The following is a 21,984-nucleotide window of genomic DNA, read 5'->3' on the forward strand; positions in this document are numbered from 1 at the left end:
TTCTTTAATGTGAGGAGGTTACCGGCCGCACTTTCGCGGCCGCTTCCTTGGCGCGGATGCGCGCGGTCTCGACATCGCTGGCGGTCGCCAGCGCTACGCCCATGCGCCGCCGTGCAAACGATTCCGGCTTGCCGAACAGTCTGATGTCGATGCCGGGACTTGCGAGCGCATCGGCGACTCCCTCGAAGGCGATTGCTTTCGCTTCATGCCGGCCATAAATGACTGCGGACGCTGCTGGCGCCAGCAGCGTCACGTCGACCGGCAAGCCAAGGATGGCCTTCGCATGCAGCTCGAATTCATTTTGCCGCTGGCTTGCCATGGTCACCATGCCGGTATCGTGCGGGCGTGGACTGACTTCGGAAAACCATACCATGTCGCCCTTCACGAACAACTCGACGCCGAAGATGCCCAGGCCACCGAGTTCATCCGTCACCTTGCGTGCGATGTCGCGCGCCCGATCCAGCGCGGCCGAGGGCATGGCATGCGGTTGCCAGGATTCGATGTAATCGCCTTTTTCCTGCACGTGGCCGATCGGTTCGCAAAAGTGGGTGACGACTTCCTGTTGCGCATTCAATGCACGGACAGTCAGTTGCGTGATTTCATAGTCGAAATCGATAAAGCCTTCGACAATCACGCGACCGGCATCGACTCGGCCTCCTGCCGCTGCGTATTTCCACGCCTGCTCAACGTCAGCCGCGCTGTCCACGCGTGATTGTCCTTTTCCGGAAGACGACATGACCGGCTTGACGACGCAGGGAAAATCGACCGCGTCGCAGGCGACCTTCAGTTCATCAAGACTGTCCGCGAAGCGGTAGGGCGATGTCGGCAGCCCCAATAGTTCGGCCGCGAGCCGGCGTATGCCTTCGCGGTTCATGGTCAGCCAGGCCGCGCGTGCGGTTGGGATGACAGTGGTGCGTCCTTGCCGCTCCAGTTCGACCAGCGCGGGCGTTGCAATGGCTTCGATTTCCGGCACGACCAGATCGGGCTTTTCCTGTTCGATCAGTGCGGTCAATGCTGCGCCATCGGTCATGTCGATCACATGGGCGCGATGCGCTACCTGATGGCCCGGCGCATTCGCATAGCGGTCTACCGCAATCACTTCAACCCCTAGTCGTTGCAGGGCGATGATGACTTCCTTGCCGAGTTCGCCGGAGCCGAGCAGCATGACTTTGAAAGCGGAAGGCGAGAGAGGGGTACCGAGGCGTGCGGGTGTTTTCATGGCAGCAGGAAAGTAAGAATGGGAATAAATGCGGATTGCTGTGACAGTCCGGCGACGATACCAGAATTGGACGTGGACGGCTCGCACGGCAGGGATGAAAAAAAACCGCCTGCAAGCAGGCGGTTTTCACGTCGGGCACACACGTTGCCCGAAACATTGCAACGATCAGTCGTTAGCGTAGATATCCCTGTCCTTGGTTTCACGGACAAACAGCATGCCGATCACGAAGGTGAGCAGGGCGATGATGATCGGATACCAGAGGCCGTAGTAAATATCGCCTTTGAAGGCCACCAGCGCGAAGGCTGTGGTTGGCAGCAAGCCGCCAAACCAGCCGTTACCGATGTGGTACGGCAGGGACATCGATGTATAGCGGATACGGGTTGGGAACATCTCAACCAGCATCGCTGCGATCGGGCCGTACACCATGGTGACGTAGATCACGAGGATAACCAGCAGCAACAAGATCATGCCCTTGTTCATCTGGGCCGGATCTGCCTTGCTTGGATAACCGGCAGCCTTGATGGCATCGCCCATTTCCTTCTTGAACTCCTTGTCTTTTGCGGCGGCTTCCTCTTTCGACAGGCTTGTCGCGTCATAGCCTTGAATGACCTTGTCGCCGATCTTTACCGAAGCGATGGAGCCAGGAGCGCCGTCAACCGTCGTGTAGCTGACCGACGAGCTGGCCAACAGGGTACGAGCGATATCGCAGGAGGAAGTAAATTTCTTCGTGCCTGTCGGGTTAAACAGGAATTGGCACTTTGCCGGATCCGCTGTCACGACCACCGGGGAGGTCTTGATCGCGTTTTCCAGAGCCGGGTTGGCATAGTGGGTCAGCGCACTGAAGATCGGGAAGTAGGTCAATGCAGCGATCAGGCAGCCACCGAGAATGATCGGTTTGCGGCCGATCCTGTCGGATAGCGAGCCGAACACGATGAAGAACGGTGTACCGATCACCAGCGACGCCGCGATCAGCAGGTTGGCCGTTGCGCCGTCAACCTTGAGCGTTTGCGTCAGGAAGAACAGTGCGTAGAACTGACCGGTGTACCAGACCACCGCTTGACCTGCTGTCAGACCGACCAGCGCCAGGATGACGATCTTCAGGTTCTTCCACTCGCCGAAGGATTCGGACAGCGGAGCCTTGGAAGTCTTGCCTTCGGCTTTCATCTTGGCGAATGCCGGGGATTCGTTCATGGCCAGGCGGATCCATACCGAAATTGCCAGCAGGAATACCGAGAGCAGGAACGGGATACGCCAGCCCCAGTCAGCGAATGCCGCTTCGCCGATCGCGGTACGTGTGCCCAGAATCACCATTAGCGACAGGAACAGGCCCAGTGTTGCAGTGGTCTGGATCCAGGCGGTGAAGGCGCCGCGCTTGCCGTGCGGTGCGTGCTCGGCAACATAGGTTGCCGCGCCGCCGTACTCGCCGCCGAGCGCGAGGCCCTGGAGAATACGCAGCGTGATCAGGATGATCGGCGCAGCAATGCCGATCGAAGCATAGTTGGGCAACAGGCCGACAATGAAGGTCGAAATACCCATGATCAGGATCGTCACCAGGAAGGTGTATTTACGTCCGATCATGTCGCCGAGGCGGCCGAACACCAGCGCGCCGAAAGGACGAACGATAAAGCCCGCCGCAAATGCCAGCAGCGCGAAAATGAACGCCGTATTCGGGTCGGTACCGGCAAAGAACTGTTTCGCAATGATCGCGGCCAGTGAGCCGTAAAGATAGAAGTCGTACCACTCGAATACCGTCCCCAGCGATGATGCGAAAATGACTTTCCGCTCTTCCGCTGTCATGCCGCGTGCAGTCGTTTGTACTGTCGCCATGCTTATCTCCTCAAATAATTAATATCCCATGTGCAAAGCTTCTTGCCCATATTGCACGTCTGGAGTGTGCGACTCCAACCTTACGGGATGCTTGCTTCAAACTTACAGAAACTTACAAGCAATACTTTTTTTGAACCGGCAGTTTGGCCCGCGGAGGGCGATCTGCGTGGATTCCAAAAAGTCAAAAAGTTTTACGAACGATCGTGCTAAAACTATGCTATTCTCAAATTTCAGTGAATTTTTTGCTTGTTCAGCATCTCAATGAGACCTGAGCGGCTTTGCCCGATTGCGGGGGTGGCCAGCGGCCGGCCGCGCAGCGGTTTCCCCAAGAAGCAATAAGCTCGAGCACTGATTCGAACATTCATACCTACAATTCAAGGAGCCTCAAATGACTGACGCCGTCATCGTATCCACAGCCCGTACTGGCCTGGCCAAATCCTGGAAAGGCGCATTCAACATGACGCACGGCGCCACGCTGGGTGGCCATGTGCTCAAGGCAGCCATCGAACGCGCCAAGATCGAAGCCGGCGAAGTCGAAGATGTCATCATGGGCTGCGCGACGCCGGAAGGCGCAACCGGCAGCAATATTGCGCGCCAGATCGCCCTGCGCGGCGGCTGCCCGGTGACGACCGCCGGCATGACCATCAACCGTTTCTGCTCCTCGGGCTTGCAAACTATCGCCACTGCTGCCCAGCGCGTGATCGCCGGGGAAGGCGATATCTATGCAGCAGGCGGCGTCGAGTCGATTTCCTGCGTACAGAACGAAGCGAATACGCACATGATGGCCGAAGTCTGGCTCAAGCAGAACAAGCCGGAAATCTACTGGCCGATGCTGCAGACCGCGGAAACGGTTGCCAAGCGCTACAACATCAGCAAGGAACGCCAGGATGAATACGGCGTGCAAAGCCAGCAGCGCGCTGCGGCGGCCCTGGCGGCCGGCAAATTCAATGACGAGATCGTGCCGATGACAACCATCATGGGTGTCGCCGACAAGGAAACCGGCATGCTGGTCACGCGTGAAGTAACGATTTCCGCCGATGAAGGCATTCGTGGCGACACGACGATCGAAGGCGTGTCCAAGATCCGCACCGCAATCCCGGGTGGCGTGATCACTGCCGGCAATGCCAGCCAGTTTTCCGATGGCGCATCGGTAGCCATCGTGATGAACAGCAAGCTCGCCGAACAGAAGGGCTTGCAACCGCTAGGCATCTATCGCGGCTTTGCGATCGCGGGTTGCGAACCGGATGAAATGGGTATCGGTCCGGTCTTTGCCATTCCCAAGCTACTGAAAAAGGCTGGCCTGAAAGTGGAAGACATCGGCCTGTGGGAACTCAATGAAGCGTTCGCGGTGCAGGTCCTGTACTGCCGCGACAAACTCGGCATCCCGGCCGACCGCCTGAATGTCAACGGCGGTGCGATCGCCGTTGGTCATCCCTACGGTGTTTCCGGCGCGCGCCTTACCGGCCATGCGCTGATTGAAGGCAAGCGCCGTGGTGCGAAGTATGTGGTCGTGACCATGTGCATCGGCGGCGGGCAAGGCGCTGCCGGCCTCTTCGAAGTGGTCTAAGCCGTATCAATATCGTGGGCGCTGCGGCGCCCACGAGCGCATCTGGACATTGCCATGTCCGACTCTTTCAACATGCTTATCGTTATGTGCCGCGGTTAATACCACTGGCATGCGGGGCCTATCATGCAATCGAAAATCATTTCCCGGCGCGATCTCGAATTCCTGCTGTATGAATGGCTGGATGCGGAAGCGCTGACCAAGCGCGCGCGCTACTCGGACCATTCGCGCGAAACCTTCAATGCTGCCATGGATACCTGCGAACAGATCGCCACCGACCTGTTCGCGCCGCATAACAAGAAAAACGACCAGGAAGAGCCGCATTTCGATGGCGAGAAAGTGCACATCATTCCTGAAGTGAAGACGGCATTGAAAGCCTTCTGCGATGCCGGCCTGATGGCGGCGGGACAGGATTACGACTTTGGCGGCATGCAGCTGCCATGCGTGATCGAGAAGGCCGGTTTCGGCTACTTCAAGGGCGCCAATGTCGGCACCTCGTCCTATCCTTTCCTTACCATCGGCAATGCCAACACGCTGCTCAAATGCGGCACGCCGGAACAGATCGAGACCTTCGTCAAGCCCATGATGGAAGGCCGTTTCTTCGGCACCATGTGCCTGTCCGAACCGCAGGCCGGGTCCTCGCTATCGGATATCGTGACGCGCGCCGAGCCGCAGGAAGACGGCAGCTACCGGCTCAAGGGCAACAAGATGTGGATTTCCGCCGGCGAGCATGAGCTGTCGGAAAACATCGTGCATCTGGTGCTGGCCAAGGTGCCGGATGAAAACGGCAAGCTCATCCCCGGTGTGAAGGGTATTTCGCTCTTCATCGTTCCGAAGAAGCTGGTCAACAAGGACGGTTCGATCGGCGAGCGCAACGACGTGGTACTGGCCGGCCTGAATCACAAGATGGGTTATCGCGGCGCCACCAATTGCCTGCTCAATTTCGGCGAAGGCAAGTTCAAGCCGGACGGCAAGGCGGGTGCGATCGGTTATCTGGTCGGCGAAAAGCACAAAGGCCTCGCCAACATGTTTCATATGATGAATGAAGCGCGTATCGGTGTTGGCCTCGGCGCGGTCATGCTGGGTTATACCGGCTATCTGCATGCGCTGGAATATGCGCGCGAGCGTCCGCAAGGACGGCATCCGATGGCCAAGGATCCCGCGCAGCCGCAGCTCCCTATCATTCAACATACCGACGTCAAGCGCATGCTGCTGGCGCAAAAGGCCTATGTCGAAGGCGGCCTGGCACTCAACCTGTATTGTGCACGCCTGGTCGATGAAGAGCGCACTGCGGAATCGGAGGAAGTGCGCAAGCAATCGACGCTGCTGCTCGATATCCTCACGCCCATCGCCAAATCCTGGCCCTCGCAATGGTGTCTGGAAGCCAACAGTCTGGCGATCCAGATCCATGGCGGCTATGGTTATACCCGCGAGTACAACGTCGAACAGTTTTATCGCGACAACCGGCTCAATCCCATTCACGAAGGCACGCATGGCATCCAGGGCCTGGACTTGTTGGGGCGCAAGGTATCGATGCAGAACGGCGCGGCCTTCAAGCTGTTGGGCGCGGAAGTGCAGAAAACCATTGCCAAGGCAATGGAAGTGCCGGAACTGAGCGGCTATGCCAAATCGCTGGGTGCGGTATTGCAGCGTATCTACAAGGTCACGCAAGCTTTGTATGCAGCGGGCGACATGAACAAGACGCTGGCCAACGCATCGGTCTACCTGGAAGCTTTCGGACATACTGTAGTTGCATGGATCTGGTTGCAACAGGCATTGCTGTCCGTCGGCAAGTCCGGGCATGACGCCGATTTCTACAAAGGCAAGCTGCAGGCCTGCGCCTATTTCTTCAAATGGGAATTGCCCAAGGTACAGCCGCAGCTTGACCTGCTGGAAAGTATCGACACGACGACGCTTGACATGCAAGATGCATGGTTCTGAAACCTGCATCATCAAGCGACGACTACATTAAAGACATAAGGAGACGACATGCGTACCACACAACAACTTTTTGATTTGACCGGCAAGACCGCGCTGATAACCGGCGGTTCGCGCGGACTGGGCTTGCAGATTGCGGAAGCCCTCGGTGAACAGGGCGCAAAAATCGTGCTGTCCGCGCGCAAGCAGGCCGATCTCGACGAAGCAGTCGCGCATCTGAAAGAACGCGGTATCGAAGCCAGCGCGATTGCTGCCGACCTGTCGCAGGAGTCGGCAGTGGCCCCGCTGGTGGCGGAAGCGATCAAGCGCCTCGGCCATATCGACATCCTGGTCAACAACGCCGGCGCTACCTGGGGCTCGCCGGCCGAGGATCATCCGGTCGAAGCCTGGGACAAGGTGATGAACCTGAATATCCGCAGCATCTTCCTGCTGTCGCAGGCGGTCGGCAAGCAGTCCATGATTCCACGCAAGTATGGCCGCATCATCAATGTCGCGTCGATTGCCGGCCTGTCGGGCAATGGCCCGGATTCGATGCAGACGATTTCGTACAACACGTCCAAGGGTGCGGTCGTCAACTTCACCCGAACGCTGGCGGGCGAGTGGGGCAAGTACGGTATCACCGTCAATGCGCTGGCTCCGGGCTTCTTCCCGTCGAAGATGACCAAGGGAATACTTGAAAATTTTGGCGAGGACAACCTGGCCAAGCGCGCACCGCTGCAGCGCATCGGTGATGATGAAGACTTGAAAGGCGCAGCCCTGCTGTTCGCTTCGGATGCGGCCAAGCATATTACCGGCCAGATTCTGGCTGTCGACGGCGGCGTCTCTGCCGTGCATTGATGGACGGCGATTTCAAACCGCAGCCATTCCCTACCGAGATTCCCTTCCTGCAGGACCTGGGAGTGGAATTTCTGGGCATGGGAAACGGCGAGGCACAAGTTGCGCTGAATCTCGAACACCGCCATTTGAATAGCTGGATGGTCACGCATGGCGGCGTGGTCATGACGCTGCTTGACGTCGTCATGTCGATGGCGGGTCGTTCGCTCGACCCGACTGCGCGGGGCGGCGTCACTATCGAAATGAAAACCAGTTTTTTGCAGCCGGGCGGTCATGCCGGCGGACGCATTGTCGCCAAGGGCAAGGCTCTTCATCGTTCGACCAGCATGTGTTTTTGCGAAGGCGAACTCTGGAACGGCGACAAGCTGGTCGCCAAGGCGACGGGGACTTTCAAATTTCTGAAGCGCCTCGACGTAGCGCACAAAATGGAACACGACTAAGCAAGACGACCAAGCAAGCACCGCCGGCATCGGCCCCATCAATTCAAACATTGCGAGCAAACGATGACTACCTATAAGCGTCTGGTCCTGGCCTCCCGTCCCCAGGGCGAAGTAGTGCCAGAGAATTTTCGTCTGGAAGAAGTAGCGGTTCCAGCCCTGAACGAGGGTGAGGTCCTGATCCGTAATCATTACCTGTCGCTCGACCCTTACATGCGCATGCGCATGGAAGACGTAAAAAGCTATGCCGCGCCGCAGGCGCTGGGCGAGACCATGATCGGCGGCACCGTCGGTGAAATCGTCGAGTCGAAGAATCCGAAATTTGCGATCGGCGACAAGGTGCAAGGCATGATGGGCTGGGCCGAAATGGGCGTGTCGGACGGTACCCTGCTGCGCAAGCTCGATACCACGCATATTCCGCTGTCGGCCTATCTCGGATCGGTCGGCATGCCGGGCATGACAGCATGGTACGGACTGACGCAGATCATGCAGCCGAAGGAAGGCGAAACCATCGTCGTGTCGGCCGCCAGTGGCGCGGTCGGCAGCGTGGTCGGACAACTGGCGAAGCAGCGCGGCTGTCGTGCAGTCGGCATCGCCGGCGGCAAGGATAAATGCGATTACGTGGTGAACGAACTCGGATTCGATGCCTGCGTGGACTACAAGGCAGGCAATCTGGTGGGCGATCTTGAAAAGGCAACACCCAAAGGTATCGACGCGGTATTCGAAAACGTCGGCGGCAAGGTGTTCGATGCTTCACTGGCACGCATGAATCCATTCGGCCGGATCGCCTTGTGCGGCATGATCGCCGGCTATGACGGCGAACCGATGCCGATCAATAACGCGCGCGTCTTCCTGACGATGCGCCTGACGATGCGCGGTTTCATCGTGTCCGAACATATGGATTTGTGGCCGCAAGGTTTGAAGGAACTCGGCACCCTGGTGGCAACCGGTAAGCTCAAATTCCGCGAGTCGGTTTCCGACGGATTGGCGTCGGCGCCCGACGCGTTCATTGGACTCCTCAAGGGTAAAAATTTCGGAAAGCAGTTGGTCAAGCTGATTTGATCGTTCATTAGACATCCAACGCCGGTCGTTACTGCGCGGCCACCATAACAATACGGAGACCTGTCTTGTCCGACATCATTTTTCATCACTACCCGAACTCGCCCTTTTCCGAAAAGGTCCGTCTGATTTTTGGTTACAAGAAGCTGGCATGGAAATCGGTGATCATTCCATCGATCATGCCCAAGCCGGATCTGACCGCCCTGACAGGCGGCTATCGGCGCACACCGGTCATGCAGATCGGCGCAGACATTTACTGCGATACCGCCCTGATCTGCGATATTCTGGAAACGATTGCACCATCACCATCGTTATATCCGGCCGAAAGCGCCGGCCTTGCACGTACGCTGGCGCAATGGGCCGATTCCACGCTGTTCTGGACTGTGATTGCGTATGTGTTCCAGCCGGTTGCAATCCCGCATTTGCTGGGTGCGGTGACGCCGGAACAAATGAAGGCGTTTTCGGTGGACCGTGCAGCGATGCGCGGCAATGCGCCGCGCATGTCGGTGGGAGAAGCAACCGGTGCGCTGGCAGAATACCTGCAGCGGCTCGACAACATGCTGGCGGGCGATCAGCCTTACCTGCTCGGGCAGCAGCCGACCATCGCCGACTTCTCGGTGTACCACTGCATCTGGTTTATCCAGCGCGCGAAGCCGGTCGCCGGAATTCTCGATGCGGTCCCGGCAGTGAAGGAATGGGCCGCGCGCATCGCCGCGTTTGGGCACCATGAATTTGAAAAAATGAATGCGCAACAGGCGCTGGAAGTATCCCGCAGCAGCACACCTGCCGCCCCACCGGTGCAATTTGTCGATACGCATGGCATCGCGCTCGGAGAACACGTAAGCATCACGCCGACCGACTACGCGCTTGATCCGGTCGAAGGCCAATTGGTGGCAGCGACTGCCAGGGAATTCGCGGTGCGCCGCGAAGATCCGCAGGCAGGTAGCGTGGTTGTGCATTTTCCCCGCATCGGTTTTCAACTCAAAAAGCTTGAGCAGGCTTAAGCGCATTATTACCAGACAGGAGACAACATGAAAGACTTCAAGGACAAAGTCGCCGTGATCACCGGTGGCGCCAGCGGCTTCGGTCGCGAATTCGCCAATATCGGCGCGCGCCTGGGCATGAAACTGGTGCTGGCTGACGTGCAAAAGGATGCGCTCGACAAGGCAACGGCCGAACTCGAAGCGCAGGGTGCGCAGGTTCTTTCCATGTTGTGCGATGTACGCAAGGCGGAACAGGTACAGGCGCTGGCCGATGCAACGATGGCGCGTTTCAATGCGGTGCATCTGGTCTTCAACAATGCCGGCGTAGGCTCCGGCGGCCTGGTATGGGAAAACTCGATCGCCGACTGGGAATGGGTGTTGGGCGTCAATCTCTGGGGTGTCGTGCACGGCGTGCGTACCTTCACGCCGCTGATGCTCGAATGCGCGAAGAAGGACCCCAGCTATCAGGGACATATCGTCAACACCGCATCGATGGCGGGCATGCTCAATGCGCCCAACATGGGAATCTACAACGTGTCCAAGCACGCGGTCGTGTCGCTGACGGAGACCTTGTATCAAGACCTGCAACTGATCAAGGCGCCGATCGGCGCGTCGGTGCTGTGCCCGTATTTCGTCCCGACCGGCATCAGCCAGTCGCATCGCAATCGCCCGGACGACGTAAAGGAAGAAGGTGGCCCCACGACCAGCCAGCAACTGGCGCAGGCGGTGTCCGAAAAAGCAGTGTCGTCCGGCAAGGTCAGCGCGGCCGATGTAGCGGAACGCACTTTCAATGCCATCGGCAGCGACACCTTCTATGTTTTTTCGCATCCGCATGCGCTGGGCAATGTACAGACGCGCATGGAAGACATCATGCTGCAGCGTAATCCCAGCGACCCCTTCGCCGCTGCGCCGCAGATCCGCGAAATGTTGCAAGCCAAGATGAACGTCAATTAATCCGGGTGTGATAGGAGATACGCATGACTGCAGCGATCCGTACCGACCAGTATGCCGAACTGACGAATGGCATGCGATTGCACTATGCCAGTGCCGGCGAACCAGGCAAGCCCCTGATCCTGTTCGTTCATGGGTTCCCCGAGTTCTGGTATGAGTGGGAAGCGCAGTTGCAGGAATTCGGCACGGATCACTACGCGGTCGCGCCGGACCTGCGCGGCTTCAACCTGTCCGGCATGCCGACCGATCTGGCGGCATACAAGGCCAGGCATATCGTCGAGGACTTGCGCTTATTGGCGGCGCATCTCGGCTATGACAAGTTCATCATGGTCGCGCATGACTGGGGCGGTGCGGTCGCCTGGAATTTCGCGATCGCGCTCCCGCAGCTGTTGCACAAGCTGGTGATCATCAATTCGCCGCACCCGTATCTGTTCACCAAGGCCCTGGCCGAAGACCCGGAGCAAAAGGCGGCGAGCGAATACATGAACTGGCTGCGCGCCGAAGGATCGGAGACCGCGCTGGCAAAGGACAATTTCGCGCTGCTGGAGGGACTGCTCAATGGCATGGGCCGCTCGCCGACGCCGTGGTTCACGCCCGAAGTGCGGGCGCGTTACCACGCATGCTGGTCGCGTGGGCTGACCGGCGGCGTCAACTATTACCGCGCGTCGCCTCTGCATCCGCCCACCGGCGATCATGCGGGGCCGCTCAAGCTGCAACTCAATCCGGAAGATTTCCGGGTTAAGGTGCAGACCCGGGTGATCTGGGGAGAACAGGATATTGCGCTTCCCAAAAGTTTGCTGAACGGGTTGGAAGCATTGATCGACGATGTCAAGATCGAGCGCATCCCGGAAGGTACCCATTGGATCGTGCACGAACAACCGGAGCGCGTGAACCGGCTGATCCGCTCCTTCCTTTAGCAAGCTATCGGACGTGGCAAGGCAAATCCTTCATAATCGCTGGACCAACAACATTTTCCACAGACATGGCTAGAGAAGACTTTTCATTCTTTCATTCGCTGCGCGTGCGCTGGGCCGAGGTCGACATGCAGGGCATCGTCTTCAACGGACATTACCTGACGTATTTCGATGTCGCCTTTACCGAGTACTGGCGCGCGACAGGACTTCCGACCGTTCTGCAACAGGCGGCGGATGGACGCGAAATGTTCGCCCGCAAGGCGACTGTCGAATACCACGCGCCGGCACGCTTCGACGATGTACTCGACATTGGCGTGCGCTGCGCCGGTTTCGGCCGGACGTCGGTCAGGTTCGTTCTGGAAATCCATCTGGGCGACCAGCACCTGATTTCGGGCGAACTGGTGTATGTGTACGCGGATACCAGCCTGCGCAAGGGCGTGCCTTGGCCGCAGGAATGGCGCGACACGATTACCGATTTTGAAAAGCTTGTGCCGGAGACCGCATGACGATCCGTTTGAGCCTTGGTGACTGGGCTTTGCAGCAGGCCGGTGCCAAGCCGGTGCGCCACAGGGTATTCGTGATCGAGCAAAAGGTGCCGCTCGACATGGAGTGGGACGAGATGGACGCCCAATGCCTGCATGCGGTCGTCCATGGCGACGACGGCGAACCCATCGCCACCGGGCGCTTGCTGCCAGATGGGCATATCGGCCGCATGGCCGTGGTGAAATCCATGCGTGGCGACGGTATCGGCGGGCTGGTTTTGCAGGCGTTGATGGAAGAAGCGCGCAAGCGTGGCGACCGGTCTGTGGTGCTCAGCGCACAGACGCAGGCTGAGCCGTTTTACCAGCGACACGGCTTTACGCGCGAAGGGGAAGAATTCATGGAGGCGGGCATACCGCATGTGCAAATGCGGCATGTATTTGCCTGAGCTTGCAGGCTGATCCGATCTAACGGATCAGCCTTTCCTGCAGCGCCGCAGTCTGATTTGCAAAGATACGCGCGACCGTTGATGTGCGGGTGCCGTATTCGGGCGACTGTATGCAGACGGCCGACAGCATACGTTCCCATTCCAGGCCGACGCCGGTTTTCGGCAGGCGGCAATCGGGCGCACGCGTCGTGTCGGTCAGCATTTCGAAATAAGCGTCTTCCGGAGCGCCCTGGCATAGCAGGCTGGAAAACTGGGCCTTGGTGCGCACGACCTTGGGCCAGGGTGAGTCGAGCAAGCCATTCGACAGTCCGTAGATGCCGGGCGCCAGCGGCTTGCCATTGCGATCATCGTCGTTTCCGGCATTGGAGAACCAGATCAAGGTGTCACCGTCGCCGACAAGCAGATTGAATCCGTTGTATCTCTCGGCGCCGTGACTCAGGGAGTCGATGTATTCCTGCGGCCCCCGGTTGCCGATCAGGTAATCGGCAACCAGTTCTCCACGTGATGGCGCATCGTCCCGTTTCGACGATGGATCGCGGACATTGGTAATCGCAGCAAAGCGGCCATCGCGCGTAACGCCCATCCAGGTCCCGCCGCCGCGCAGATCGCGTCCTGCATATACCTGCGAATGATCGTCCCACCAGTCGGCTGCCGCAGCCGGGCGTTCGAAGAATTCATCGCGGTTGCCGGCCGCAATCAGAGGCATTGCGGGCACAACCTGCCAGGCAAAAACAATCAGGCACATGGAGCGATATCCACAAAATGTTCGGTATGTCGCGGACCGTCGATGAGCGCATCGAGCTGCGCTTCGGCGACCAACCGGTCAAGCGTCGCCTCGAAACCGGTCGGTACGGACAGATAGACTTCCATCCATGTCTGTAATCCGTCCTTTTCCTCCGGACGACGTTTGATCCGGGTCACGATACCATATTCGCGCAAAACGCATTGCTGCAGCGCCGAGACGCGCGACCGCAGCTCCTCGGCGTGCTCGGAACGTATCCGATAGTAGATGTACAAGTCCATTGTGTCGTGCTCTGTGTGACCGTGCACCGCGTCAGGCGGGCAACGCGTAAGGGAGCTTGCCGAAGCTCAGTACCGGTCCCTGCGCTGATCCCAGATGTACTGTTCCTTCCTCGGCGGCGGCGATTTTCAGTTCGACCAGGCAGTCGACGCCGTTCTGCAGGTTGCGCTCGGCATTGACGATCATTCCACATGGCTGACCGGGGTCGGCACTGGAAAAGATTTCCATCGCGGGCAGGACTTCCGCACCTTCGACGGTTGCCAGCAGCATGCGGCGCTTGAGCTTGCCCAGGTACTGGCTGCGCGCAACGATTTCCTGGCCGGGATAACAGCCTTTCTTGAAATTGACGCCGCCGATCAGTTCGAAGTTGATCATCTGCGGCACAAACTGCTCCTGCGTCGGCTGGGTGATCTGCGGGATACCCGCATGAATATCGGTTAGCCGCCAGACGCGCGTGCCGATCGGTGTCAGCGTCCGGCTCAACTCAGGCCAGATTTGCTGCGCAAGCTCGGCACTGGCGATCCATTGATAGCGTGGCGACCCGAAGGCATCGGGGAGCCGGATCAGGCTACCGAAGGAAGTGTCTTGTTTGGCGAATGCCTGCGCCGGCAGGGTGGGGAACCACTGACGCAATACCTCGGCAGCGCTTTCGCCGCCCAGTCCAAGCATCGCATGCTGGTCGCTCACATCATTCAGCTTGGCCTTTGAACGCAATATGAACATTTGCAGCCGCTTTTGCACGCTTGCCTGCAACGGGCGCGGCAATTGCAGGAAGATGGTCTGCTCCGTTTTCCACATCAGGAGCGAAGCCAGCAGACGGCCTTTCGGCGTGCAGTAGCCGGCAAGTCTTGCCTCAGATGGGGTAAGGTGTTCCACATCGTTGGTCAGCTGGCTATGCAGGAAACCAGGGCCGTCTTCACCGGTGAGGGCGATCAGGCCAAGGTCGGTCAGCGGCGCCACATAGCCGCGCGGTAGCAGTCCCGCGGGAGCGGGGCCGTCGAAATCCGTTATGCCGTCCGCATCAATGCGCACGCCGCTATCGGCAAGGAATTGCAACCATGGAGTAGTCATCATTGTCATACGCTAAGAATTATTCAATTATCATCTTGGCTTGATTATAGTGAGGTCTCGATAATCGCGTCTGATGCGATCGAGGCTTCCTGATCCAGCCACACGGTGTCAGCCAGATTCCAGCAATCGATTCAAGGTTACGTTTTGATTAAAAAATTAATTTTCAGCATCGTCCTGCTGTGCGCCATGGGCGGTGCCGGCATCACCTTTCTCGCCAACCAGCCGATCACAGGCAAAGACGCCAAGCCGATCGAATTTGCGGTCAAGGCGGGCAGCAGCGTCCGCAGCAGTACCCGCCAGATCGCGGAGGCCGGGGTTCCGGTCAATCCCTGGGTGGTGGAGTTTCTTGCGCGCGCATCGGGAAAGGCGGCGCGGCTCAAGGCCGGCAATTATGAACTCAAACCCGGCACGACGCCGCTCGGTTTGATCGACCAGTTGGTACGCGGCGAATTTGCTCAGGAAGGTCTGGCCGTCATCGAGGGATGGTCGTTTCGCCAGATGCGGCAAGCGATTGCCGCGCATCCGGCGGTGAAGCACGATACAACCGGCATGTCAGACAGGGAATTGCTGGAAAAGCTGTCCCTGCCTTACGCCCATCCCGAAGGCCTGTTTTTCCCGGATACCTATCGGTTTGCGAAGGGATCAAGCGACCTGTTGATTTACAAACAAGCACATACGCTGATGCAGAAGCGCCTGAACGAAGCCTGGGCGCGCCGCAATCCGTCCTTGCCGTACAAATCGCCTTACGAAGCGCTGGTGATGGCGTCGATCGTCGAAAAGGAAACCGGCCAGCGGTCCGAGCGCAACATGATTGCCGCGGTCTTCGTCAACCGGCTCAGGAAGGGCATGCTGCTGCAGACCGACCCGACCGTCATCTATGGCATGGGTGACAAGTTTCAGGGCAACATCCGCAAGCGCGACCTGGAAACCGACACGCCTTACAACACCTATACCCGGGCCGGCTTGCCGCCAACGCCAATCGCCCTGCCTGGAGCAGAATCGATAGAAGCGGCGCTGAATCCCGCCAGTTCGGATGCGCTATATTTCGTTGCGCGTGGCAATGGCACCAGCGAATTTTCCAATAACCTTGCCGACCATAACCGCGCAGTCAACAAATACCAGCGATAATGCCGGGTGCAACAATCACTCCTATATTGCTTCATGACACTTGGCAAATTTATTACTTTTGAAGGAATCGATGGCGCCGGCAAGTCGACGCATCTGGCCTTTGTCGCAGACTTGTTGAGAGAACGCGGCAAGTCTGTCGTGATGACGCGCGAGCCGGGCGGAACTCCGCTTGGCGAAAAGCTGCGCGAGATGTTGCTGCACGAAAAGATGCATCTGGAAACCGAGGCGCTGCTGATGTTTGCCGCACGCCGCGAACATCTTGCCCAGATAATCGAACCGGCGCTTGCGCGCGGCGACTGGGTGATTTCGGATCGTTTCACCGATGCCACCTTCGCTTATCAGGGCGGCGGGCGCAAGCTCCCGTTCGCCAAGCTGGAAGCGCTGGAACAGTGGGTCCATCCGACCCTGCAGCCTGACCTGACTTTCCTGTTCGACGTACCACTCGACGTGGCGCGTGCGCGGCTTGACGCGACCCGCGAACTGGACAAGTTCGAGCAGGAAAAAGCGGAGTTCTTTGCCGCCACGCGCGACGCCTATCTGCGCCGCGCCGCGCAGTTTCCAGAGAGATTTCGCGTTATCGATTCCAGCCGGCCGATCGACATGACCCGGCAGGAATTGCGCGATATCGTTTTCAGCGCTTGAAGTGGAAAGGCCTGTGCAATGACATCGCCCTTGTTTCCCTGGCAAGAAGCCGCCTGGCAGCAGTTGCAGCAGTTGCGCGAACGCCTGCCTCACGCGATCTTGTTCCACGGCGCGCAAGGCATAGGCAAGACCGTGTTTGCCGAACATTTTGCGCAGTCGCTGCTGTGCCAGATGCCGCAAGCGCATGGACATCCGTGCGGACAATGCGATTCCTGCGGCTGGTTCTCCCAGTACAACCACCCTGACTACCGTCGCGTTCGACCCGAGGTATTGGAGGAGGACGGCACTGCCGAAGGCGATGAATCCGAGGCGAGCGAGGGCAAGAAATCCAAGTCGACCAAGGCGCCGTCCAAGGAAATCAAGATTGACCAGATCCGCGCTTTGTCGGATTTCATGAATGTGTCGACCCATCGACAGGGAATGCGCATCGTCGTGCTGTATCCGGCCGAAGCCTTGAATACCGCGGCCGCCAATGCGCTGTTGAAAACTCTGGAAGAACCGCCGCCGGCAACGATGTTTTTGCTGGTATCCAACAACATAGAGCGGCTGCTGCCGACGATTCTGTCGCGTTGCCGCAAGTTTGCAATGACGATGCCGAATGGTGATGAAGCGCTGGCATGGTTGCAGCAGCAGGGCGTAAAGGATGCCGACGCCTGGCTGGCCGAGCAGGGCGGGGCACCATTGGCTGCGCAGGCGCTTGCCCAGACCGACACGCGCGAGCTGATGGACGAATTTCTTCGTGCATTGGCCCGTCCGGGCAGCGAGGCAGCACTCAAGACCGCTGAAAAGTTGCAAAAAACACCAGTTGTCGACCTTGTTGCATGGTTGCAGCGCTGGCTGTACGACGTGTTTTCCTTCAAGCTTTCAGGCAGAATCCGGTATTATCCGCGTTACCGGAAGGAGCTTGCGGCACTGGCGCAGCAGGCGGATGTGAGCGAGTTGTTGCGCGGGCTGAAAGCGCTTAAGGAGCGTCGCGCGGTGGCTGAGCATCCGCTGTCGGCCAGGTTGTTCATCGAAGACATGCTGCTTGATTACGCGTCGCTTTTTTCTTCCTGATTTTTGCCGACTCTATAGACAAACATGGCCGACAACCCTGTGACCCCGCAAGCGTCTGGTGCCAATGGTGCGGGCGTGGCGCGTCCTTCAGTTCTCTCCCTGCCGATCAAGGAAAAGGCGGCGCTGTATGCGGCATATATGCCTTTCCTGCAAAACGGCGGCATTTTCGTTCCGACCAACAAGCCTTACAAACTCGGCGACGATATCTATCTGATTCTTACCCTGCTTGACGATCCGACAAAATATCCGATCGCCGGCAAGGTGGCATGGGTGACGCCGGCCGGCGCCAACAATAACAAGGCGCAGGGTATCGGCGTACATTTTTCCCCCGATGAGAGCGGCCAGCGGGTCAAGCAACGGATTGAAGAGTTGCTCGGCGCCGCGCTGCGCTCATCCCGCGCGACCCATACCTTGTAACAACAGTATCCACATCCCGATATTCGCCGCAGCCGCCAAAGCCTCCTATAGGTATCGCCGCTAAGCCATTCGCGTTCTGCATCGTGTCATGCATGACAGCGTAAAATACGCGTCATCATGTATATCGATTCCCATTGCCATATCAACTTCCCCGAGCTTGCCTCGAGGCTACCCGAAATTTTCGGCAAAATGTCCGAAAATCGCGTAACGCATGCCTTGTGCGTGTCGGTGGATTTGCCTGATTTTCCGCAAGTGCTTGCACTGGCTGAACAACATTCCCATGTCTATGCTTCCGTCGGCGTGCATCCGGATTACGAAGAAACACCGGAGCCCTCCGTCGACGATCTGGTCCGTTTGTCCGATCATCCCAAGATTGTCGCGATCGGAGAGACGGGCCTGGATTATTACCGTCTCGAAGGTGATCTGGAATGGCAACGCGAGCGGTTCAGGACACATATCCGCGCATCGCGTGCGACCGGCAAGCCGCTCATCATCCACACGCGCGCCGCCTCCGAAGACACGATACGCATCATGCGCGAAGAAGGCGCGGGCACTGATGCTGGAGGCGCAGCCGGCGTCATGCACTGTTTTACCGAATCGCTGGAAGTGGCAGAGGCTGCTATCGAAATGGGGTTTTACATTTCGTTCTCGGGCATCGTCACGTTCAAGAGTGCAAGAGATTTGCAGGCAGTTGCGCGCGCAGTTCCGCTGGAACGCATGCTGATCGAAACGGATTCGCCTTACCTTGCGCCGGTTCCGCATCGCGGCAAGATGAACGAACCCGGGTTTGTATGCCATGTGGCCGAATTTCTCGCAAAGCTGAAGGATGTTCCGCTCGATCAGGTCGCATGGCAAACGACCGACAATTTCTTCAAGCTGTTCGAGATCGCGCGCTGAATGTCCGGGAACCTGAACCTGATCGATAAAGAATAGCCATGTCAATACCGAAATTGAATACCTCTCGCAGGAAGTGCCTTGGCGCGCTGGTGGCATTTCCCTTGATGGCACTCTCCGGTCGACACGCGTCTGCGGGTGCCTATGATGATTTTTTTCGCGCAGTCAAGATAGATCATGTGGCAGTCGTCAAGTCGCTGCTGGCGCGTGGCCTGGACCCCAATCTGATCGAGGCGGAGCGCGGCGAGACCGGCCTGATGCTCGCTCTGCGCGAGAAGTCCATGGGTGTGTTTGAACTGTTGCTGAATGCGCCGGCCATCGATCTGGAAGTACAGGCCTTCAACGGCAACACCGCCCTCATGTTCGCCAGCTACCAGGGCAATCTGCAAGCGGTGAAGGCCTTGATTGCCAAAGGCGCGGAAGTCAACAAACCAGGCTGGACGCCGCTGCATTACGCCGCATCGATCGGCAACAACGATATCGTTCAGCTATTGCTTGAAAAATCTGCCTACATCGATGCCGACTCGCCGAACAAGACTACACCGATCATGATGGCTGCCCGCGGCGGTCATATCATGACCGTCAAACTTCTTCTCGATGAAGGTGCCGACGCAAGCTTGAAAAATGACGCCGGCATGACGGCGATCGATTTCGCGGAAAAAAACGAGTTCAAAGATATTGCCGAAGGCTTGACCTACCGGTTGAAGAAGGCCGGAAAGCTTTAGCAGGCTGTCAGGCGACGGTAAGGCACGGCAAGGTGGTTCGTCTTTTACCGAATCGCACTACCGGACTGTTGCGCTTGGCTTGCTGCGGCAAATACCTTGATATCACGTGCAGCCGGTGCTGGCGTTGCAGGATGGTCTTCATCGCCTGCGGAGACACCACGCACCGTTTGCGGTCATGAACTGGTTTGCATTGTCCGTCAAGGCAAACTGATCGTAATATTGGCTACCTTGGGCGTTAACTTGATCACGTCGAAATAGATGTTGAGCGTGTCGTTGACCTGCGCCGACAGGTTCCAGCTCAATGCTGCGTATACCGCGATGCCAAGAAAGGTGAATGCTGCCGCGATCACCCACATCGGCAGTTCTGCCTTGACCATATGAACAATGTTGTCGGGAGCCTTCCAGTGTGGTGCAAATGGAGCGCGCCGGCCTTTCAGGTGCGCGATTTCCTTATCCAGTGTCGCAATCAGGTAGTTCAGTTTTTCCTTGCTTTCCAACATGTACTTGCCCTGAAATCCGGTCAGCAGGCACATATGAAACACTTCCAGCGTTTGCACACTTGCAGTGCCGCGCCGGCGAACTTCTTCCAGCTCATTGAAGAAGTGTTCGCCGGCCAACTGGTCACCGAACAGGGTCAATTGCAACGGAGCGCGTTCCCAGGTGTCGCGTATGGACATATCCGAGGCAAGAACGGCTTCATCGACTGCTGCACAAAATGCGTACTTTGCCGCGTACACATCGTCCGCAGAAATGTCGAGGCGACGTGCATTGCGTTCAAATGCATCGAGCAACTGTTGGACTTGCGTGGCGAAATGCAGGGCATCCGTTGGGACATACTTGTTCTTCAATAGCAGGATCAGATAAAACCCGTCATGCAAAAGATCCGGCAAGGTGAGTGTGCCTTGCGATGCTTCGGTACGCGATGCCAGGGGATAGGTATATCCCGGTGGCGGCACTGGAAAAGGCGTTGCATGGGGAAGGGTGTCTAGTGTCATTGGATAACGGCAAAAAGTTCGAGTTTGAGGCTCCCGAAGACCGCAGGGGCGTAGATCATGATTGCACTCGATGCAATCATGCGGTCGTACAGCGGTCCATGAGGCTCGATTGAAAAGTAGTAGCAGCCGGGTCGCACCGGGATTGATGCCGGCACCTGCGGCGCGGCCATGAGCCGAACCCCGGGCATCGCCGATGAAACCATCTTTTCCACGTCGTCCGCGGCGCCGATCTTCACGCGTTGCGGGATTGCGTCGACCAGCTCGGCAGGTGGCATGTCCGCGGATACCGAAAGATAGTATGCAGCCTTGCTGGTAAGCTTTGCGGAATCGACCCGACCCAGGTAAAACGTCGGCTTGACTTCAGTGAGAGGCACCAAAAAGTAGCGCGAGGATATGACGGTCTCCAGCAGCTCGCGAATGATTTGCTCCAAGCGCTGAAAGCATGGACCCGGATCGGCATGCTGATACATTGGCAGCCCGACCAGATTATGGACTTTCGAAAATGTCAGTAACTGACCTGCAATGCGCAGCATCTCCTGAAACAGTCTCTCCGGATGAAGTTCGGCATGCTGGAGAAAATGTTGCAGGGATGCGCTTCCTGAATTGATCGTATGAAGCATCCAGAACGATGCAATATCGCCAGAACGGAACTCGACAACATTTTGCGATGGCTCCCGGTGATAACCATAGAGCGCCTGTGCCTTGGCTTGGAAAATTTCCAACAGGTGCCGCAGCGTCCTGTATAGCAGCGGAGAGGACGCAACGGTAAGGGCGGGCGGAACAAACGCATCATCCGTTTCAACACCGCCGCTGCTATTCATGCGGACTTTGACGATCGGCATTGTGACGTACTGTTCGCGATTATCGTGCTCGGAAAGCAGACGCAGCGATTTCTTCAGCGTGGTCAGACCAGCTTCGATCGCGTGCGTGTAGAGGTCTGGGGCTGGCTCATCTGCCTGAAAATAACGCAGCACCTGTCCTCCGCCACCATCGTTCTGCTCGGTAAAGTTTGGCCCATAGTCGCGCAGATAGGGCAGGCCAAGGTAAAACGTCAGTCCGTCGCCGATGTCTTCGAGTGTCGAGAGATTGACCGGCGGCGGCAAAGGATCGTCTTCAGGGGCATTGATGAAATCACCGTCCGGCAGAATCCCGCTGATCGAGATTACGCGCAGAACGCCCGCCACAAGGGCATCGCGGTCGAATCGGAGTTCGCGAATTCCCCAAAGATAGGGGTGTGCGACGCGTCCCAAGCGTACAAGACGCGCCTCATGATACAGGTCTTGCCGCTGGAAGTGCTGTGGACGAAGAAACAAACCTTCGCCCCAAAGTATTTTGGAAATACGACTCATTGTATGGACTCGTGGGATTAGCGCTTGTTGGA

23 protein-coding genes are annotated in these 21,984 nt (G+C 57.9%); 16 read left to right on the forward strand and 7 right to left on the reverse strand.

Going from position 1 to position 21,984, the window contains the following annotated elements; all coding sequences use genetic code 11:
• Positions 1-4: 4 nt before the first annotated feature.
• Entirely contained in the window at positions 5-1,219 is a 1,215-nt protein-coding gene (gene purT, locus D3871_RS20830) for a formate-dependent phosphoribosylglycinamide formyltransferase (RefSeq protein ID WP_119770964.1), read from the reverse strand.
• A gap of 165 nt (positions 1,220-1,384) precedes the next feature.
• On the reverse strand, positions 1,385-3,046 hold the full coding sequence (locus D3871_RS20835) for an MFS transporter (RefSeq protein ID WP_199724848.1): 1,662 nt from the start codon (positions 3,044-3,046) through the stop codon (positions 1,385-1,387).
• Between the two features lie 388 nt (positions 3,047-3,434).
• Between D3871_RS20835 and D3871_RS20840 the strand changes: the two genes are divergently transcribed.
• The 10 genes from D3871_RS20840 to D3871_RS20885 all read left to right on the forward strand — a co-directional run bounded on the left by D3871_RS20840 (position 3,435) and on the right by D3871_RS20885 (position 12,654).
• Positions 3,435-4,613: an acetyl-CoA C-acyltransferase gene (locus tag D3871_RS20840; protein ID WP_119770966.1), complete on the forward strand. Its 1,179-nt coding sequence runs from the start codon at positions 3,435-3,437 to the stop codon at positions 4,611-4,613.
• A gap of 123 nt (positions 4,614-4,736) precedes the next feature.
• Positions 4,737-6,551 carry an acyl-CoA dehydrogenase gene (locus tag D3871_RS20845; RefSeq protein WP_119770967.1) on the forward strand — a complete coding sequence of 605 codons (1,815 nt, stop codon included), beginning with the start codon at positions 4,737-4,739 and terminating at the stop codon, positions 6,549-6,551.
• Positions 6,552-6,599: 48 nt separating this feature from the next.
• Positions 6,600-7,385 carry an SDR family oxidoreductase gene (locus tag D3871_RS20850; protein WP_119770968.1) on the forward strand — a complete coding sequence of 262 codons (786 nt, stop codon included), beginning with the start codon at positions 6,600-6,602 and terminating at the stop codon, positions 7,383-7,385.
• Positions 7,385-7,822, forward strand: a complete 438-nt coding sequence (locus D3871_RS20855; protein ID WP_119770969.1) for a PaaI family thioesterase — start codon at positions 7,385-7,387, stop codon at positions 7,820-7,822. Before D3871_RS20850 ends, D3871_RS20855 begins: the two co-directional genes overlap by 1 nt.
• A 63-nt stretch (positions 7,823-7,885) precedes the next feature.
• Entirely contained in the window at positions 7,886-8,881 is a 996-nt protein-coding gene (locus D3871_RS20860) for an NADP-dependent oxidoreductase (RefSeq protein WP_119770970.1), read from the forward strand.
• Positions 8,882-8,946: 65 nt separating this feature from the next.
• Complete coding sequence (locus D3871_RS20865; protein ID WP_119770971.1) at positions 8,947-9,882, forward strand: glutathione S-transferase family protein; 936 nt, start codon at positions 8,947-8,949, stop codon at positions 9,880-9,882.
• 27 nt (positions 9,883-9,909) lie between these two features.
• Positions 9,910-10,815 (forward strand): SDR family oxidoreductase, encoded by a 906-nt coding sequence (locus D3871_RS20870; RefSeq protein WP_119770972.1) that lies wholly within the window; start codon positions 9,910-9,912, stop codon positions 10,813-10,815.
• Between the two features lie 23 nt (positions 10,816-10,838).
• A complete protein-coding gene (locus tag D3871_RS20875) occupies positions 10,839-11,729 on the forward strand; it encodes an alpha/beta fold hydrolase (protein WP_119770973.1) in 891 nt (296 codons plus the stop codon).
• Between the two features lie 65 nt (positions 11,730-11,794).
• The gene (locus tag D3871_RS20880) at positions 11,795-12,232 is read left to right on the forward strand and encodes an acyl-CoA thioesterase (RefSeq protein WP_119770974.1); all 438 of its coding nucleotides are present in this window, start codon (positions 11,795-11,797) and stop codon (positions 12,230-12,232) included.
• Entirely contained in the window at positions 12,229-12,654 is a 426-nt protein-coding gene (locus tag D3871_RS20885) for a GNAT family N-acetyltransferase (protein ID WP_199724849.1), read from the forward strand. The genes D3871_RS20880 and D3871_RS20885 overlap by 4 nt, the downstream gene beginning before the upstream one ends.
• 19 nt (positions 12,655-12,673) lie before the next feature.
• Here D3871_RS20885 and D3871_RS20890 read toward each other — a convergent pair whose 3' ends face one another.
• Genes D3871_RS20890 through ygfZ form a run of 3 tightly spaced genes read right to left on the reverse strand, consistent with a single transcriptional unit; the run spans position 12,674 to position 14,755 of the window.
• On the reverse strand, positions 12,674-13,399 hold the full coding sequence (locus tag D3871_RS20890; protein WP_119770975.1) for an NRDE family protein: 726 nt from the start codon (positions 13,397-13,399) through the stop codon (positions 12,674-12,676).
• A complete protein-coding gene (locus D3871_RS20895) occupies positions 13,390-13,677 on the reverse strand; it encodes a DUF4936 family protein (protein ID WP_119770976.1) in 288 nt (95 codons plus the stop codon). Before D3871_RS20895 ends, D3871_RS20890 begins: the two co-directional genes overlap by 10 nt.
• 31 nt (positions 13,678-13,708) lie before the next feature.
• Positions 13,709-14,755: a CAF17-like 4Fe-4S cluster assembly/insertion protein YgfZ gene (ygfZ, locus tag D3871_RS20900; protein WP_420799672.1), complete on the reverse strand. Its 1,047-nt coding sequence runs from the start codon at positions 14,753-14,755 to the stop codon at positions 13,709-13,711.
• Positions 14,756-14,893: 138 nt separating this feature from the next.
• Between ygfZ and mltG the strand changes: the two genes are divergently transcribed.
• From mltG to D3871_RS20930, 6 genes are all read left to right on the forward strand, one after another.
• A complete protein-coding gene (gene mltG, locus D3871_RS20905) occupies positions 14,894-15,874 on the forward strand; it encodes an endolytic transglycosylase MltG (RefSeq protein WP_119771477.1) in 981 nt (326 codons plus the stop codon).
• A 33-nt stretch (positions 15,875-15,907) separates the two neighbouring features.
• Positions 15,908-16,516, forward strand: a complete 609-nt coding sequence (tmk, locus tag D3871_RS20910; RefSeq protein ID WP_119770977.1) for a dTMP kinase — start codon at positions 15,908-15,910, stop codon at positions 16,514-16,516.
• An 18-nt stretch (positions 16,517-16,534) separates the two neighbouring features.
• Positions 16,535-17,572 carry a DNA polymerase III subunit delta' gene (locus D3871_RS20915; RefSeq protein WP_119770978.1) on the forward strand — a complete coding sequence of 346 codons (1,038 nt, stop codon included), beginning with the start codon at positions 16,535-16,537 and terminating at the stop codon, positions 17,570-17,572.
• A 24-nt stretch (positions 17,573-17,596) separates the two neighbouring features.
• On the forward strand, positions 17,597-17,989 hold the full coding sequence (locus D3871_RS20920) for a PilZ domain-containing protein (RefSeq protein ID WP_119770979.1): 393 nt from the start codon (positions 17,597-17,599) through the stop codon (positions 17,987-17,989).
• 117 nt (positions 17,990-18,106) lie between these two features.
• Complete coding sequence (locus D3871_RS20925) at positions 18,107-18,886, forward strand: TatD family hydrolase (protein ID WP_119770980.1); 780 nt, start codon at positions 18,107-18,109, stop codon at positions 18,884-18,886.
• Positions 18,887-18,924: 38 nt separating this feature from the next.
• Positions 18,925-19,608, forward strand: coding sequence for an ankyrin repeat domain-containing protein (locus D3871_RS20930; protein ID WP_119770981.1), 684 nt, complete (start codon positions 18,925-18,927; stop codon positions 19,606-19,608).
• A gap of 197 nt (positions 19,609-19,805) precedes the next feature.
• Here D3871_RS20930 and icmH read toward each other — a convergent pair whose 3' ends face one another.
• Positions 19,806-20,603: a type IVB secretion system protein IcmH/DotU gene (gene icmH, locus D3871_RS20935; protein ID WP_119770982.1), complete on the reverse strand. Its 798-nt coding sequence runs from the start codon at positions 20,601-20,603 to the stop codon at positions 19,806-19,808.
• Positions 20,600-21,952, reverse strand: coding sequence for a type VI secretion system baseplate subunit TssK (tssK, locus tag D3871_RS20940; protein ID WP_119770983.1), 1,353 nt, complete (start codon positions 21,950-21,952; stop codon positions 20,600-20,602). Before tssK ends, icmH begins: the two co-directional genes overlap by 4 nt.
• Positions 21,953-21,984 lie beyond the last annotated feature (32 nt).

This window comes from Noviherbaspirillum saxi, assembly GCF_003591035.1.
Taxonomy (GTDB): domain Bacteria; phylum Pseudomonadota; class Gammaproteobacteria; order Burkholderiales; family Burkholderiaceae_D; genus Noviherbaspirillum; species Noviherbaspirillum saxi.